The following is a 16,095-nucleotide window of genomic DNA, read 5'->3' on the forward strand; positions in this document are numbered from 1 at the left end:
CCCGCAAGCGCTTAGGCCTCAAAACGCAGCCAACCGCCCCGCTTTGGCATACAGACCGCAGAAATTCCGCTGCGACATTTTCCTTCACTTGACGTTTTTCCAGCGAAATTAAGTTGCTCAGCGCACATGAAGGCACTACCTATCTCGCAACCGCAGCATGCCCTTTCCAAGGTGATCCCGATGCCCCACGATGGCCAGTCCGTGACGCAGTCGCCCCTCCTCGCCGACCTTCTCCGCCTCACGGCCGAAGCCCTCCCCGAGGTCGAGGCCACCTTCATCGCCGCCCGCGAAAACCTCCGCGGCATGGTCACCGTTGCGGGCAAGGTCTCTGCCGCTGCACTGGAAGAACACCAATACGCCGCCCATGCGCTGGCATGGCTCGCCACCTATACGGAATCCCTGCGGCAGATGCAGGCCTGGGCGCTGCGCCTCGATGCCGATGGCAAGTTCTCGGAAATGGAGGCGCTGCTCCTACAGATCGCCTATGGCGAATACCTCCAGCAGATCCAAGGCGGCATTCCGATGAGCCAGGGAGAGGTCGCGCGCTTGCAGGACCTCGGCCTCACCCCGGCCAAACCCGGCGCGGCGGCGGTTGCCCTCATGGCCCAGGGCAATACCGTCGCCGCCCGCACCCGCCTCGTGGAATTGATGCGCGACAATCACGGCCGCGCCACCTTTGGCGCCTCCGGGTTGGATGAAGAACTGGAAATGATCCGCGATCAATTCCGCCGCTTCGCCGATGACAAGGTCATCCCGCACGCCCAAGGCTGGCACCTGCGCGATGAACTGATCCCGATGGAAATCATTGATTCCCTTGCCGAAATGGGCGTCTTTGGCCTGACCATCCCCGAAGAATTCGGCGGGTTCGGCCTGTCAAAGGCCTCCATGGTTGTGGTGTCCGAAGAACTCTCGCGCGGCTATATCGGCGTGGGCTCCCTCGGCACCCGCTCCGAAATCGCGGCAGAGCTGATCCTTTGCGGCGGCACGCCTGAACAAAAGGCCAAATGGCTGCCCAAACTCGCCTCCGGCGAAATCCTCCCCACCGCGGTCTTTACAGAACCCAACACCGGGTCCGACCTCGGCTCCCTGCGCACCAAGGGCCGCAAGGAAGGTGATGACTGGGTCATCAACGGCAACAAAACCTGGATCACCCACGCCGCCCGCACCCATGTGATGACCGTCCTCGCCCGCACCATCGACGGCACGACCGATTATCGTGGCCTGTCGATGTTCCTGGCCGAAAAGACCCCCGGCACCGATGAAACCCCCTTCGTGGACGCTGGCCTGTCGGGTGGTGAGATCGAGGTTCTCGGCTATCGCGGCATGAAGGAATACACCGTCAACTTCGACGATTTCAAAGTGAAGGGCGAAAACCTTCTCGGCGGCGTCGAAGGCCAAGGTTTCAAACAGCTGATGCAAACCTTCGAATCCGCCCGCATCCAGACCGCCGCCCGCGCCGTGGGCGTGGCGCAATCGGCGCTGGAGGTCGGCATGAAATACGCCGAAGACCGCAAGCAATTCGGCAAATCCCTGATCGAATTTCCCCGCGTTTCCGGCAAACTGGCCATGATGGCGGTGGAAATCATGGTGGCCCGCCAGCTCACCTATTTCTCCGCCTGGCAAAAGGACCATGACAAACGCTGCGATCTTGAGGCGGGCATGGCCAAGCTGCTGGGCGCCCGCGTCGCATGGGCCAGCGCCGATAACGCGCTGCAAATCCACGGCGGCAACGGCTTTGCTCTGGAATACACGATCAGCCGCATCCTCTGCGACGCGCGCATCCTGAACATCTTCGAAGGCGCTGCCGAAATTCAGGCCCAGGTCATCGCCCGCCGCCTTCTGGATTGATCAACCTTTCCCCGTCAGGGTGAAACAGCAAAGGCGCGGACCGTGCGAACGGCCCGCGCCTTTTGCGTCTCGCAGCTCAAAAGCGGTTAACAAACCCTTAACCAAACCATTTTCTGACGCAGAAAATGGCACGATTTCTGCGCACAGAAATCGCCCCCAAGCGACAGCGCCACCCCGTTTTCTGCGTGCAGAAAACGCCGCGAAATCTGCGTCAGAATTCGCCTGCTTCACTCCCCCGGCACAGGCCGCCCATGCGATGGCCGCAACGTCCCCAACCGCGGATGCAGCCGCCCCGCAATCGCAAAAGCACCCAACATCCCGGCCCCCGTCACCGCAAAGAACGCCGCCAGCGGCGCGCCAAACGGCACCAGAACGATCCACGCTGCCGCCGGCGTCATGATCCCCGAAACATCCCGGAAACTACTGTAAACAGCCGACATTTCCGTTCTCTGCGACGGCTTCACCGCCATCAGGAAGGGCAACCCCCCCACCACATCCAACAGCACCAGAAAGACCGAAGCCCCCATCATCGCCAGCACCGCCACCCAAGGCAGCGGCGAAAACAGCGCGCTTGTCACAAAGCACAATCCGCACAGCCCGAACGCCGTCCGCACCGCCCGCCGCACCGACCGCCGCCGCGCATAGCGCAGCATCAGGGGCGAGATGAACAGCAGCGCGTTGGAAATCGACAGCGCCACGCCCCCCACCTTGTCACCGAGGCCCGCTTCGATGCAGAAGATCGGCAGATACACCACATAGACCCACCACCCGCAGGACCGCATCACCGCAAACATCCACCCGGCAATCAGACGCGGTTGCTGAAAGAACCGCCCCAGATAGGCCAGCGGGTTCAGCGCAGGCCCCTTCGCCCGCGTGATCTGCTTGCCGTTCCCCAACCGCAGGATCCAGAACACCACCAGCAGCACCACCGCAAACGTCCCCGCCAGCAGGAACGGCGCCGGCGCCCACAGGTCATGCAGCGTCACCCCCAGCATCGGCCCAATCGCCCAGGGCGCGGCGGAATAGACCATCTGCGTGGATTGGCTCCGCCCCAGATCGGTGCGGTCTATGTAATCAAGGACATAGGCGTTGAAACAGACGAATGTCGTCGCGGTCGCACTGGCAAGACACATCAAAGCCAGCGGCACCGTCACCGGCGTGCCGATGACCGCCAGCGTCATCCCCACCAGATACAGCAGACAGCCCGACGTATACATCCACCGCCGGGGCAGATGCCGCGTGAACCACGGCACCATCAACCCCCAGACCAGCGCCACGATCCCCGCCCAGAAATAGGCGCTCGACGTGGCCTCGGCGCTGCCAAGCGAGGCATACACCGTCAACGGCATGGCCGAAATCAGCGTCCCGCGCACGCTCGCCTCGATCCCGGCCAGCAAGGCAAAGTTCTGCACGCGCGGGGTCGGGCTATGCCGCAGGAAAAGGGGAAGGTATCGGGTGGCCATGATCTGTCACAAATTTGTGCAATCAGCGCATTGCCCGCACACCCCCGTCTGCATCACGCGCGACAAAGGGCGTCGGGAACGAACCGCTACCCCCGCAACTCCCCCGTTACATCCACCGGCCCCACCGACCCGCGCAGGATGGCGCGATAGATCACAAGGCTCTCCGTCACCCGCATCACATAGGTCCGCGTTTCGGTAAACGGGATCATCTCCACCCAATCCACCACATCCACATTCGGATCGCGCGGATCGCCGAACAGCCCGATCCACCGCTTCGGTCGCCCTGGCCCGGCATTGTAACCCGACGCGATCAGCGCCACCGATGGTCCGAATTGCTCAACCAATTGCGCCAGATAGCCGGTCCCGATCCGCACGTTATACCCCGGATCGTTCAGCTTGCCCGCATCAAAGGACAACCCCACCCTTGGCGCCACCAGCTTGGCGGTCGATGGCAGCACCTGCATCAACCCCCGCGCATCCGCCGCCGACCGCGCTGCGGGATCGAACTCAGACTCTCGCCGCGAAATGGCCAAGGCAAGCGCCCGGCTCACCGGCAACCCGTCCCCCGGCACAAAAGACGGCACCGGGTAATAGCTGCGCGGCAGGATCACTCCCTTTTCCGCCGCCTGCTTGGCCACCACCAGCGCGATATGCGGCTCATCCATCTGCAACGCCAGATCGGCCAGCTGGTCCAGCTCAGAGCCATTCAGGCTTTCGCCCAGATGCAGGAAGAACCGTTTGGCAAGGTTCCGCTCGCCGGCCCGGCTCAGCACCATCGCCGCCTCAAGGACCGACGAATTGGCAAAAGACGCCCCCCGCCAATCCGCAGGCCGCGCATCGTTCAACAGCGCGGGGTCCAGCGACTGTCCCAGCGCCTCGGCCGCGAGCAGCCCGTAATAGGCGCTGTGATGCTCTGCCGCCTTCTGCAACTCGGCCGTGCCGCCCGCCTGATCGCCTGCCGCCAGCAGTGCCCGCCCGGCCCAGTAATGCGCCCGGCTTACAGAAATCGGTGTCGCCACCCCCTCGCGCAGATTGCGGAAATGCGTCACGGCCGTGGTCGCATCGCCCAGCTTGCGCAGCGCGATGAACCCCGCCAGAAACTCCAGATCGGCATAACCCGACCCGGCCGTCGTGAAATGGCTTGCCGCCACGCGATACGCCGCCTGCGCCTTGTCTGCCCGCAGCAGCGACCGCGCCAACGCCGCCCGCCGCTCGGCCCAGGCCTCCGGGTCACCCAGCGCCGCGGCGCTTTTGGATTGCGCGATCACCAGTTCCGCCGCCTCGTCATCGCGGTCGCGACGGAACCGCCAGTCGAACCGCTCATAAACCAGCCCCGGATCGGCCTGCAAATCCGCAGGCACCCGCTCGATCAGCGCATTCACCCCATCCGCATCCCCGCGCAGCGCCATTCGCGCCTGCGCCAGCGCCTGCCATCCCGGCCCCACGCGCGGCAGCATCCGTTTCGCCTCGGACACCCGGTTCTGCCACAACAGCCGGTCCAGCCGCACCTCGTGCGCAACCCTCAGGGCATCGCCATACAGTCCCAGAATGGCCTGCTCCTGATCCGGCGCAAAGGGCAGTTCCGTCCAGGCACGAAAGGCCTCGGCCTCCGCCTCGGCATCCCGCCCCGAATTGCGCAGCGCCGAAATCAGCGCCAGCGACCCCTCGGCCGTTTCCGGCGTGCGCCCGGTGAAATAGGCGATCACCCGGCCCGGATCGGTGGACCGTGCCACCGCCTCTTCGCCCTTTTCCTTCAGCAGCGCCATGCCCGGCCAATCGGCCCGGCGCGCGATGAAATCCTCATAATCCCCCAGCCGACCATCCCCGGCACGCAACCGCTGCCAGGTGATGATGTCGGCCCCAACCTGCCCGGCCCCCTGAGCCGCCCCTGCAGCCCCGTCCCAATCACCGGCCGAGGCAAGCCGCATCGCCTGCCGCAGCGCCGCCGCGCCATCGGCCAGCACCGGCACCGGTGCCACCATCAGAAATAGGGAAATAACCCACCCAAGGGTGCGCGCTCTTGCCATCATCTGCCCGATCATCGTTTTTGACTGCTCGTGATCCTTAACGCCAGACTCTGCCGCACCCCGCCCGCCCCCGCAACCCACAACCGCGTCAACACCTGCCCCGCTTGGCAAGGCTTTGCCACACCGTTAGGAAGGGCGCGTTTGCAACAGGGCGACTCACGCCCCAAGACAGGAGACGCGTGCCATGATCCAAGGGTCCATTCCCGCCCTGGTTACGCCGTTCAAGAACGGCGAACTTGATCTGGACACGCTGAAGAAACTTGTCGATTGGCAGATCGAACAGGGCTCCACCGGCCTTGTCCCCGTGGGCACCACGGGCGAAAGCCCCACCCTCAGCCACGAAGAGCATGAGGCCGTGGTCGAGGCCGTGGTGAAATTCGCCGCAGGTCGCGTCCCGGTCATCGCGGGCGCGGGGTCGAACAACACTGTCGAAGGCATCCGTCTGATCCAGCACGCCGAACGCGTGGGGGCCGATGCCGCGCTTGTCGTGACCCCCTATTACAACAAGCCCACGCAGGCAGGCATGATCGCGCATTACACCGCGCTGCATGAGTGCTGCACGCTTCCCATCATCATCTACAACATCCCCGGCCGCTCGGTCGTGGACATGCAGCCCGAAACCATGGGCAAACTGGCGCAACTGCCCCGCATCATCGGGGTCAAGGATGCCACCGGCAAAATCGAACGCGTCTCTATGCAGCGCGCCTCCTGCGGGCCGGATTTCATCCAGCTGTCGGGTGAGGATGCCACCGCCCTCGGCTTCAACGCCCATGGCGGCACCGGCTGCATCTCGGTCACCGCCAACGTTGCCCCCAAGCTTTGCGCCGAGTTTCAGCAGGCCACCCTTGCAGGCGACTACCGCAAGGCACTGGAATACCAGGATCGCCTGATGCCCCTGCACGAGGCGATCTTCATCGAACCCGGCCTGGCCGGCGCAAAATACGGCCTCTCCCTTCTGGGCCGCTGCTCTGATGAGGTCCGCCTCCCGCTGGTCGGCCTGACCGACGGCACCAAGGCCAAGATCAAGGCCGCAATGGAATTTGCGGGCATCCTGTGACCGCGACCAACCCGCGCAACAACCTGCGCGGGGCGCTCTGGATGGTGACGGCCATGGCGGGTTTCGCCATCGAGGACATGTTCCTCAAGGCCGTCACCGCCCATATCCCCCTTGGTCAGGCCCTTCTGATTTTCGGCCTCACCGGCACCCTTTTCTTCGCCCTCCGCGCGCGGCAGATGGGTGAGGCGGCGCTGCACCCCGCCATGCTCTCACGCCCCCTGCTCCTCCGTTCGGGGTTCGAGGTGACGGGACGCATCTTCTATTCCCTCGCCATCGCGCTCACGCCCCTTTCCACCGCCTCGGCCATCCTGCAAGCCACGCCCCTGGTCGTGGTCGCAGGGGCCGCGCTGCTGTTCGGCGAAAGTGTCGGCTGGCGGCGCTGGACGGCCATTCTCGTGGGCTTTGCCGGTGTCCTCATCATCCTGCGCCCGGGGCTGGATGGCTTCAGCCCCCTCTCGCTTGTCACCGTGGTGGGCCTCATCGGCTTTGCCGGGCGCGACCTTGCCACCCGCGCGGCCCCGCTCACCCTATCGAACCGCCAGCTTGGCGTGATCGGCATGGCCATGCTCGCCCTCGCCGGGGGGGTGATCCTTGCGGTCACCGGCGGCGCAACCCTGCCCGACGCGCGCACCCTCGCCCTTCTGGCCGGAATGACGGGCTTTGGCATCTTTGCCTATAACGCCCTGACCATCGCCATGCGCACGGGAGAGGTCGCGGCCGTCACCCCCTTCCGCTATACGCGGCTGGTCTTTGCGATGCTCCTTGGCATCCTCGTCTTCAACGAAACCCCCGATGCCTATACCCTCATCGGCTCGGCCCTCGTCGTAGGCTCCGGCCTATACACCCTCGCGCGCAGCCGCGCCCGTTCACGGCAACCCTGACCGCCCCTTCTGGACAGTGCCCACCGCATCGCTTATCTCCAACCGATCATGGTCACCAAGTCCGATCCCAATTCCAAACTGATCGCCGAAAACCGCCGCGCGCGTTTCGATTACCACATCGAAAGCGACCTCGAGGCTGGCATCATGCTGCTGGGGTCCGAGGTGAAAAGCCTCCGCCAAGGCGGATCGAACATCGCCGAAAGCTATGCCTCGGTCGAAGGCGGCGAGTTGTGGCTCATCAACGGCTACATCGCCCCCTATCTTCAGGCCAAAACCTGGGGCCATGACGAACGCCGCCGCCGCAAACTGCTGGTCAGCAAGAAAGAACTGTCGCGCCTGTGGAACGCCACCGCCCGCGAAGGCATGACGATCGTCCCGATCAAGATGTATTTCAACGACCGCGGCATGGTGAAGCTCAAGCTCGGCATCGCCAAAGGCAAGAAACTGGCCGACAAACGCGAAACCAGCGCCAAGCGTGACTGGGAACGCGAAAAGGCGCGGCTCCTGAAGATGTCAAAGCGCGACTGAAGCATTTTTTGACGCAAAAAATGCACCGATTTCTGACACAGAAATCGGCCCCCCCGCCGCAACGCCAGCCCCCCGTTTTCTGCGTGCAGAAAACGTCGCGATTTCTGCGTCAGAAATCGCCCCGCCCTTGCCACAAAGGCCCGATCCGGCTACTTGCCCCTGACCGCATGGCCGGAGGCGCAAGTGACGGACGATCCCAAAACCCTCGTTTCCACGGACTGGCTCGCCACCCATCTGCGCGATCCCGATCTGCGCATCCTTGATGCCTCCTGGTATCTTCCCGATGCGGGCCGCAACGCGCGGGCAGAATATGACGCCGCCCATATCCCCGGCGCGCGCTTCTTCGACATCGACGAAATCTCTGACCAGCGTTCCTCCCTCCCCCACATGGCCCCGCCGACGGAAAAGTTCATGTCGCGGATGCGCGCCATGGGCGTGGGCGACGGCCATCAGGTGGTGATCTATGACGGGGCCGGGATGTTCTCTGCCCCCCGCGTCTGGTGGACCTTCCGCCTGATGGGCAAGACCGATGTCGCCGTCCTTGACGGTGGCTTCCCCAAATGGCTGGCCGAAGGGCACGAGGTCGAAGACCTCCCCCCGATGATCCGCGACCGGCACATGACCGTGTCACGCCAGAACCATCTGGTGAAAGATGTCACGCAGGTCGCCCATACCTCGAAACTGCGGCAGGCGGAAATCATCGACGCCCGCTCTGCCGCGCGGTTCCGGGGCGATGCCCCCGAACCCCGCCCCGGCCTGCGCGCAGGCCATATCCCGGGCTCCGTGAACGTTCCCTTCGGTACCCTGCTGAACAGCGACAATACCATGAAATCCCCCGCCGACCTGCGCGCCACTTTCGAGGCCGCGGGCGTTGACCTGTCCAAACCCGCGATCACCACCTGCGGGTCGGGCGTCACCGCCGCCGTGCTGTCGCTGGCACTGGAACGGATCGGCCACCGCAACCACGCGCTCTATGATGGCTCATGGTCGGAATGGGGGATGTATGACGACCTTCCTGTTCAAACAGGAAGCGGTGAAAAGAGGTAAGCATGTTCGACCAGCTCAAGGCCCAGCCACAGGACAAGATCCTGCAACTCATCGCGCTCTACCGCGATGACCCCCGCCCCACCAAGATCGACCTCGGCGTCGGCGTCTACAAGGATGCCACCGGCCTGACCCCGGTGATGCGCGCCGTCAAGGCCGCCGAGAAAAAGCTGTGGGAGACCGAGACGACCAAAACCTATACCGGCCTTGCGGGCGAACCGGCCTTCAACGCCGCGCTGGCAGGCATGATCCTTGGCAATGCTGTCCCGATGGACCGCGTGGCATCGGTCGCCACACCGGGCGGCACCGGGGCCATCCGGCAGGCGCTGGAACTGATCAAGCTGGCCACCCCTTCGGCCACCGTTTGGATTTCCAACCCGACCTGGCCCAACCACCCGTCCATCATCAAATACCTCGGCATGAACATGGCCGAATACCGCTACTTCGACGCCGCCACCCGCGGCATCGATTTTCCGGGCCTGATGGCCGACCTTGCCACCGTCAAGGCGGGCGATGTCGTCCTTCTGCATGGCTGCTGCCACAACCCCACCGGCGCCAACCTTGATGCCGCCCAGTGGGAAGGCGTCATCACCCTGCTGTCGGCCAAAGGCGCGATCCCCTTCGTGGACATCGCCTATCAGGGCTTTGGTGACGGTCTGGAACAGGACGCCGCCGCCACCCGCCAGATCGCCGCCGCCTTCCCCGAAGTGCTGATCGCCGCCTCCTGCTCAAAAAACTTCGGCATCTACCGCGAACGCACAGGTATCCTCATCGGCATCGGCCCCGAGGGCGGCAAGGGCGTGCTGCAAGGCAACCTCAACTTCCTCAACCGCCAGAACTACAGCTTCCCGCCCGATCACGGCGCGCGTCTGGTGACGATGATCCTTGAGGATGCCGCGCTGCGCGCCGACTGGATGGCCGAACTGGAAGAGGTCCGCCTCAACATGCTCACCCTGCGCCAGTCGCTGGCCGATGAGCTGCGCCGCGCCACCAATTCCGACCGCTTCGATTTCGTGGCCACCCATCGCGGCATGTTCTCCCGCCTCGGTCTGACCGAGGATCAGGTGAACACGCTCCGCGACGAACACGGCATCTACATGGTGGGCGACTCGCGCATCAACATCGCAGGCCTCAACGCCCGCACCGTCCCCATCCTCGCCACCGCCATCGCCCAAGTCGCGGGCTGACGGGCACAATTCCTAAAGGCCAAGCGCCCGCCGCGCCCTGCGGCGGGCGCTTGCCGTTCGGAAAATGGTAGGCGCGATCCACAGTGATGCCGCGAAACAACCAACGACCGTCCCGAAAAACGCCGGAAATCCGCGCTACAGCCACGGCATGTACAGTGTGCTTGCCAAACTTCCTCCCCACCAGTTCTTCGCTATCATCGTGGCGGGAATCCTTGCCCTCTACGCGATGGGCTATTTCGACCCCGTCCCCGAACAGTCCGACGAACCAAGCGGCACCTACCTCTACTACGGCCCCGAGGGCGAAACCCTGCCCGCGCCCGGCGCCACACCGCTTGAGGTAGCAGCCGCCGCCAAGGCACTTGCCGACAGCGACTATTTCGCTGCCGTCGCCATCGGGCCGGGCGGACGCCAAGGCGTCTGGACCGGCGCGCGCAAACCCGAACTCGCCCGCGCCTACGCCCTCGCCCTCTGCGGCGACGACTGCCGCGTGGTGGCCGAACGCCTGCCTCTCCACCGTGACCCGCCCCGCAGCGAACCGGTGCTGACCCGCGCCATGGCACAGGGCATCGCCGCACGCTCCATGCTGGGCGAAGGCACGGTTGCCGTGGGCGGGGCGAATGCCTGGGGCGCTGACCTCTTGGGTCGGCGCGGGAGAAATACCAGTTTCATGCGCGACGCCGCCGAGGATTGCGAAGCCCGCCGCGCCACCGAACCGCTGGCCGACACCCCGCTCTCCGAACCCTGCCGCGTCCTGCGCGTGACAGGGATCGAGGACCTGCGCCCCAAGCCACAACTCTACCCTGCACCCTTCACCATCGAACTCACCGAAATCGCCCCCGCCGCCAGGTCACAAGTCATCCGTCTCACCGGTGGGCCGAAACTCTGGATGCAACCCTATCTCCCGAAAGGCTTGCACGGCACCTACGCCGCCAACGGCGGCGACGGTGGCGAAACCGTGCGCGAATCCGGCTGGCCCGAGGCGGGGCGCGACATCGCCCTCCTGTTCTGCGAAACCCAACGCCGCCCGTCCGAAGGCCCCTGCGCCGTGACACACATGAACGTGCCGGTCGAAAAGATGGAAGGCGTCCTTCCCGTCACCCCCGAAATCCACTCCGCTTACCAACACTGGCAGGCGACCAAGGGGCCCGGCGCCTTCGCCCTCAGCCCCTATGGCGTGTGGGGGGCGTCCAGCGACAGGGCGAACGTGGATGCCGCAATCCAGGACGCCGCCGACTGGTGCTGGTACTACTCCCGCCGCACATGGGTGTACTGGAAGGTGAACGAGGCCTTCCTCGACCCCGCCATCCCCTGCCGCATCATCGCCATCCGCGAACGCTGACCCCACCGCAACGAAAAACGGCCCGCAGGGGGAGGATCCCGCGGGCCGTTGCAGTTTCACACCCGGAAGGGAGGAGGTTCCCAGGCGCGTCGTTGACGGGGCCGCTTGGCGCAGCCCCGTCCAGTTCCTTACATGTTGTAGGCGCGCTCGCCGTGCTCGGCGACGTCCAGACCTTCGCGCTCCACTTCCGGCTTCACGCGCAGACCCATGGTCATGTCGATCAGCTTGAACAGGATGAACGAACCGATCCCGACGAAGACGATGGTGAAGGCAACGGCCTTGACCTGCGCCATGAACGCCGTGGCGAACACATACTCGGCCACCTGCAGCGTGCCCGGCTGCGACAGGTAGTCAGGGATACCGGCCCCGCCCAGCGCCGGGTTCACCAGGATACCCGTGCCCAGCGCGCCGATGATGCCGCCCAGACCATGGATCCCGAACACATCCAGCGAGTCATCCAGCTGGAACTTGTTCTTGATGAAGCCCACGAAGACAAAGCAGATCACACCGGTCACCAGACCCAGCACGATTGCGCCCATCGGGCCTGCAAAGCCTGCCGCCGGCGTCACCGCGACCAGACCGGCCACAACACCCGACACAAGACCCAGAAGCGACGGATGGCCCTTGGTTGCCCATTCTGCGAACATCCAAGCCACACCGCCCGCAGCAGCCGCCACGAAGGTGTTCACGATGGCCAGCGAGGTGATCGCGTTGGCTTCCAGGTTGGACCCGGCGTTAAAGCCGAACCAGCCCACCCACAGCAGCGCGCCACCGATCATGGTCATGGTCAGCGAATGCGGCGCCATCGATTCCTTGCCATAGCCGATCCGCTTGCCGACAACGATCGCACCCACAAGGGCGGTGATGCCCGAGTTGATGTGAACAACGGTGCCGCCCGCAAAGTCCAGCGCGCCCCAGTTCCAGATCAGCCCGTTCGCAGCCAGATTGGCGGCGGCAGCTTCCGCAGCGGCAGTGTCACCAGCAGCCTCGGCAATCAGCAACGCGGTCTGCTGTTCGGCTAGGAAGTCCGGACCACCCCACCACCAGACCATATGGGCCATCGGGAAGTAGATGAAGGTCACCCAAAGCACGGTGAAAACCAGCAGCGACGAGAATTTCACGCGCTCTGCAAAGGCCCCCACGATCAGCGCCGGCGTGATGCAGGCAAAGGTCATCTGGAAGGCGATGAACGTGTATTCCGGCATCCAGATACCGTTCGAGAATGTCGGAACCAGCGTCGTGTAATCCACGCCCGCCAGGAACATCTTCGACAGACCGCCAACATAGGTATCCATCGACCCGCCGTATGAGAAGGCCAGCGAATAGCCGTAGGTCACCCAGATCAGACAGACGATGGCGGTGATCGCAAAGACCTGCGTCAGCACCGAAAGCATGTTCTTGGTGCGCACAAGGCCGCCATAGAACAGCGCAAGGCCGGGGATCGTCATCAGAAGCACGACGATGGTGGCCACCGACATCCAGGCCACGTCACCCTTGTCCACAACCTTTTCATAGACGTAAGGCGTCAATTCCTGCGCCATCGCTGGCAATGCCGACGCCGCCGCGACAAGCGCGGAAAGGCCAGACAGTTTCATCAAACTCTTCATGGTTACGGTTTCCCCTTCCCTGCGGCTTTCAAAGCGCATCGTCATTGGTTTCGCCGGTGCGCACGCGCACGGCCTGCTCGACGTCGACGACAAAGATCTTGCCGTCGCCGATCTTGTCGGTTTTTGCGGTCACGCGGATGGTCTCCACGACCTGATCTGCCAGGCTGTCGCTGACCACGATCTCAAGCCGGACCTTCGGCACGAAATTCACCGCATACTCAGCGCCACGATAAATTTCCGTATGCCCGGACTGCGACCCGAAGCCCTTGATCTCGGTGACCATCATGCCTCTTACGCCGATGGTGGTCAGCGCCTCGCGGACCTCCTCCAGCTTGAACGGCTTGATCGCTGCAATGATGAGTTTCACGTCGTTCCCCTTCCATTGGCGGGAGCCCGTCTGGGCCCTCGGGGGCATGAAGACGGCTCATGCTGCGCTGGCACAAGGCAAGGTGACGGCTCAACAACCCCTGAATCCCGCTAATTTGCACAATTTTTGCACTTTCATGTGCCAATGATTAAAATATGTGCATGTCATGTAAGCGAATCGTTGCCGATACGTAAACGCAATGCCGTCTCCACATTCCCGCAATGGCAGGCTAGATTGGCGGGGAAGCAGCGCGCGAAAGACGGGCAGAACAGGCATGGCAGTATCGGGCAAGGGGCGCGGGTCGCTCGTGGCGGACAAGCGTTATACACCTGCGCGTCAGGCACCCGCCCGCAGCAGCGGCGCGGGCAAGGGCGGCACAGGCGGTGGCGGCACCCCGCCGCGCAAACCCACGCGCGGCTCTGGCCGCCCCCCGCGCAAGCGCGGCCCGATCGGCACGCTGTTCTTTGGCTTCTTCGGCCTGATCTGGCGCATCATCTGGGGCGTGGGCTGGCGCGTGGGCTTTGTCCTCGGCTCCGTCCTCGCCGCCGCTGTCCTCTACTTCTTCGCCCAACTTCCCCCCGTCGACCAACTTGTCGATGCCCGCTCGCGCGGGTCGGTCACCTTCCTCGACCGGGAAAACAAGGTCTATGCCTGGCGCGGCGAAACCTTTGGCGGCATGATCACCGCCGATACCGTCTCGCCCTTCCTCCATGATGCCGTGGTCGCCACCGAAGACCGCCGCTTCTACCGCCATTTCGGCATCTCGCCGCGCGGCATCGCCTCGGCCATCCGCATCAACCTCGCCGAAGGGCGCGGCCCGCTCGAAGGCAACGGTGGCTCCACCATCACTCAGCAGGTCGCCAAACTCCTCTGCCTCGGCGTCCCCTATGACCAGTCGCAGTGGAAATCCGAAGCGGATTACGAATCCGACTGCCGCCGTGGCGGCATCTGGCGCAAGATCAAGGAAGTCCCCTACGCCATCGCGATGGAGGTGAAGTATTCCAAGGAAGAGATTCTGACGATCTACTTCAACCGCGCCTATCTCGGCGCAGGCGCGCGCGGGTTCGAGGCCGCCGCCCAGCGCTATTTCGGCAAATCCGCGAATGAGGTGTCCGCCGCCGAAGCCGCGATGCTCGCAGGCCTGCTGAAAGCCCCCTCCTACTTCGCCCCCACCAACAACATGGACCGGGCCCGCGCCCGCGCCAACGTCATCGTCGGGTTGATGGAAGATCAGGGCTACCTCACAGCCGAACAGGCGGATGAGGCGCGCAACACCCCCGCCCGCCTGTCCGAGGCCGCGGCCTCCCGGTCCGGCGGCTTCTTCGCCGATTGGGTGATGGAAACCGCCCCCGCCTTCCTGACATCGGAAACCACCGAAGACGTGGTCATCAGCACCACGCTGGACCAGCGCCTTCAGAAAGCCGCCGAAGAGGCGCTCGCCTTCGTCTTTGACACAAAGATCAAGCAAGGCTCCAACGCACAGGCCGCCATCGTTGTCATGTCCGCCGATGGGGCCGTCCGCGCCATGGTCGGCGGGCGCAAGATCGAAGCGGCGGGCAGCTTCAACCGCGCGACGCAGGCCCTGCGCCAGACCGGTTCCACCTTCAAACCCTTTGTCTACGCCGCCGCCCTCGATCTGGGGTGGAGCCCGGCAGATTACGTCGAAGACACCCCCCTTACCCTCAACATCCCCGGCTCCGGTCCCTGGACACCGAAGAACTACGACAATGAATTCAAGGGACTGATCACGCTCACCCAGGCCCTTGCCGAAAGCCGCAACATCCCCGCCGTCAAGGTGTCCGAGTCCGTCGGTCGCGACCTCGTCCGTGAAGTCGCCGCCAATTTCGGCATCCAAAGCGACCTCGCCGCAGGGCCCGCCCTCGCCCTAGGGGCCTCAGAATCCACCCTGATCGAAATGACCGGCGCTTTCGCAGGCATCCTGAACGGCGGCTCCTCCGTCACGCCCTACGGCCTTGTCGAACTCCGCCTTCAGGGCGAAGAGGAACCCCTGATCGGCGCCGCAGGCGGCATCGGTGAACGGGTCATTCAGGAACAATCCGCCCGCCTGCTCACCTACATGATGTCTCAGGTCATCGAAACCGGCACCGGCACCCGCGCCCAACTCGACGGCCGCCCCGCCGCAGGCAAGACCGGCACCACCCAAGCCGCCCGCGACGCATGGTTCGTGGGCTTCACCGCCGATTACGTGGCGGGCGTCTGGATGGGATATGATGACAACACGCCGCTGACCGGCGTTACCGGCGGCGGCCTGCCAGCCGAAATCTGGCACGAGGTGATGATGCGCGTCCATGACGGGGTCGAAGTCAAACCCCTTCCCATGGAAATCCCCGAACCCCGCACCCCGCCGCAGCCAGAGTACGCCCAGCCCTTGCCCGACCAATCCGGCCAAGGCCAGATCCAGCAACAGCCGCAACGCGACCGCTCACAGGAAGACCCCGTCGAATCCCTCCTGCGCGATCTGCTGGGCATCTACTGAAACGCAACGCATGAAAAAACCCGCCGGGGAAATCCCCTGACGCATTTTGTTTGGTAGGACTTGGATAGGACCATACAGCTCAAGACGATCATCAACGGAAAGCGCTAACCAATTTCTGCTTGACGCTCCAGATGCCATACTCCCGCCAGAGTTGGCGCAGAAAGACGAAGTATTGAGTTGGTTGCGGATGCCGATGAGACGAATTTCGAACTACATTCTGGTCGTCTTGCAGTGGGTATTGGTGGTCTGG

At 64.1% G+C, this 16,095-nt stretch carries 12 protein-coding genes; 8 read left to right on the forward strand and 4 right to left on the reverse strand.

Going from position 1 to position 16,095, the window contains the following annotated elements:
* The first annotated feature begins 180 nt into the window (after nt 1-180).
* Nucleotides 181-1,848, forward strand: coding sequence for an acyl-CoA dehydrogenase family protein (locus RSE12_19730; GenBank protein ID WRH64877.1), 1,668 nt, complete (start codon nt 181-183; stop codon nt 1,846-1,848).
* Between the two features lie 227 nt (nt 1,849-2,075).
* Here RSE12_19730 and RSE12_19735 read toward each other — a convergent pair whose 3' ends face one another.
* Together RSE12_19735 and RSE12_19740 are read right to left on the reverse strand one after the other, a co-directional pair.
* On the reverse strand, nt 2,076-3,311 hold the full coding sequence (locus tag RSE12_19735; GenBank protein WRH62560.1) for an MFS transporter: 1,236 nt from the start codon (nt 3,309-3,311) through the stop codon (nt 2,076-2,078).
* An 86-nt stretch (nt 3,312-3,397) separates the two neighbouring features.
* Nucleotides 3,398-5,293 carry a lytic transglycosylase domain-containing protein gene (locus RSE12_19740; GenBank protein ID WRH62561.1) on the reverse strand — a complete coding sequence of 632 codons (1,896 nt, stop codon included), beginning with the start codon at nt 5,291-5,293 and terminating at the stop codon, nt 3,398-3,400.
* 229 nt (nt 5,294-5,522) lie between these two features.
* On the opposite strand from RSE12_19740, the gene dapA reads away from it, so the two are divergent.
* The 6 genes from dapA (at nt 5,523) to RSE12_19770 (ending at nt 11,374) form a co-directional block, all read left to right on the forward strand.
* Entirely contained in the window at nt 5,523-6,395 is an 873-nt protein-coding gene (gene dapA, locus RSE12_19745) for a 4-hydroxy-tetrahydrodipicolinate synthase (protein ID WRH62562.1), read from the forward strand.
* Between the two features lie 53 nt (nt 6,396-6,448).
* Nucleotides 6,449-7,276, forward strand: a complete 828-nt coding sequence (locus RSE12_19750) for a DMT family transporter (protein WRH64878.1) — start codon at nt 6,449-6,451, stop codon at nt 7,274-7,276.
* 48 nt (nt 7,277-7,324) lie between these two features.
* Nucleotides 7,325-7,804, forward strand: coding sequence for an SsrA-binding protein SmpB (smpB, locus tag RSE12_19755; protein WRH62563.1), 480 nt, complete (start codon nt 7,325-7,327; stop codon nt 7,802-7,804).
* A 183-nt stretch (nt 7,805-7,987) separates the two neighbouring features.
* Complete coding sequence (sseA, locus tag RSE12_19760; protein ID WRH62564.1) at nt 7,988-8,851, forward strand: 3-mercaptopyruvate sulfurtransferase; 864 nt, start codon at nt 7,988-7,990, stop codon at nt 8,849-8,851.
* A 2-nt stretch (nt 8,852-8,853) separates the two neighbouring features.
* Nucleotides 8,854-10,035 carry an amino acid aminotransferase gene (locus tag RSE12_19765; protein WRH62565.1) on the forward strand — a complete coding sequence of 394 codons (1,182 nt, stop codon included), beginning with the start codon at nt 8,854-8,856 and terminating at the stop codon, nt 10,033-10,035.
* Between the two features lie 148 nt (nt 10,036-10,183).
* Nucleotides 10,184-11,374, forward strand: coding sequence for a hypothetical protein (locus RSE12_19770; protein ID WRH62566.1), 1,191 nt, complete (start codon nt 10,184-10,186; stop codon nt 11,372-11,374).
* Between the two features lie 128 nt (nt 11,375-11,502).
* Here RSE12_19770 and RSE12_19775 read toward each other — a convergent pair whose 3' ends face one another.
* Both RSE12_19775 and RSE12_19780 read right to left on the reverse strand, forming a co-directional pair.
* On the reverse strand, nt 11,503-12,981 hold the full coding sequence (locus RSE12_19775; protein WRH62567.1) for an ammonium transporter: 1,479 nt from the start codon (nt 12,979-12,981) through the stop codon (nt 11,503-11,505).
* A 28-nt stretch (nt 12,982-13,009) separates the two neighbouring features.
* Nucleotides 13,010-13,348, reverse strand: a complete 339-nt coding sequence (locus RSE12_19780) for a P-II family nitrogen regulator (protein ID WRH62568.1) — start codon at nt 13,346-13,348, stop codon at nt 13,010-13,012.
* A gap of 274 nt (nt 13,349-13,622) precedes the next feature.
* Here RSE12_19780 and RSE12_19785 point away from each other — a divergent pair, with 274 nt between their 5' ends.
* On the forward strand, nt 13,623-15,845 hold the full coding sequence (locus RSE12_19785; protein WRH62569.1) for a PBP1A family penicillin-binding protein: 2,223 nt from the start codon (nt 13,623-13,625) through the stop codon (nt 15,843-15,845).
* Nucleotides 15,846-16,095 lie beyond the last annotated feature (250 nt).

The sequence above is a fragment of the Fuscovulum sp. genome, from assembly GCA_035192965.1.
Lineage (GTDB): Bacteria > Pseudomonadota > Alphaproteobacteria > Rhodobacterales > Rhodobacteraceae > Paragemmobacter.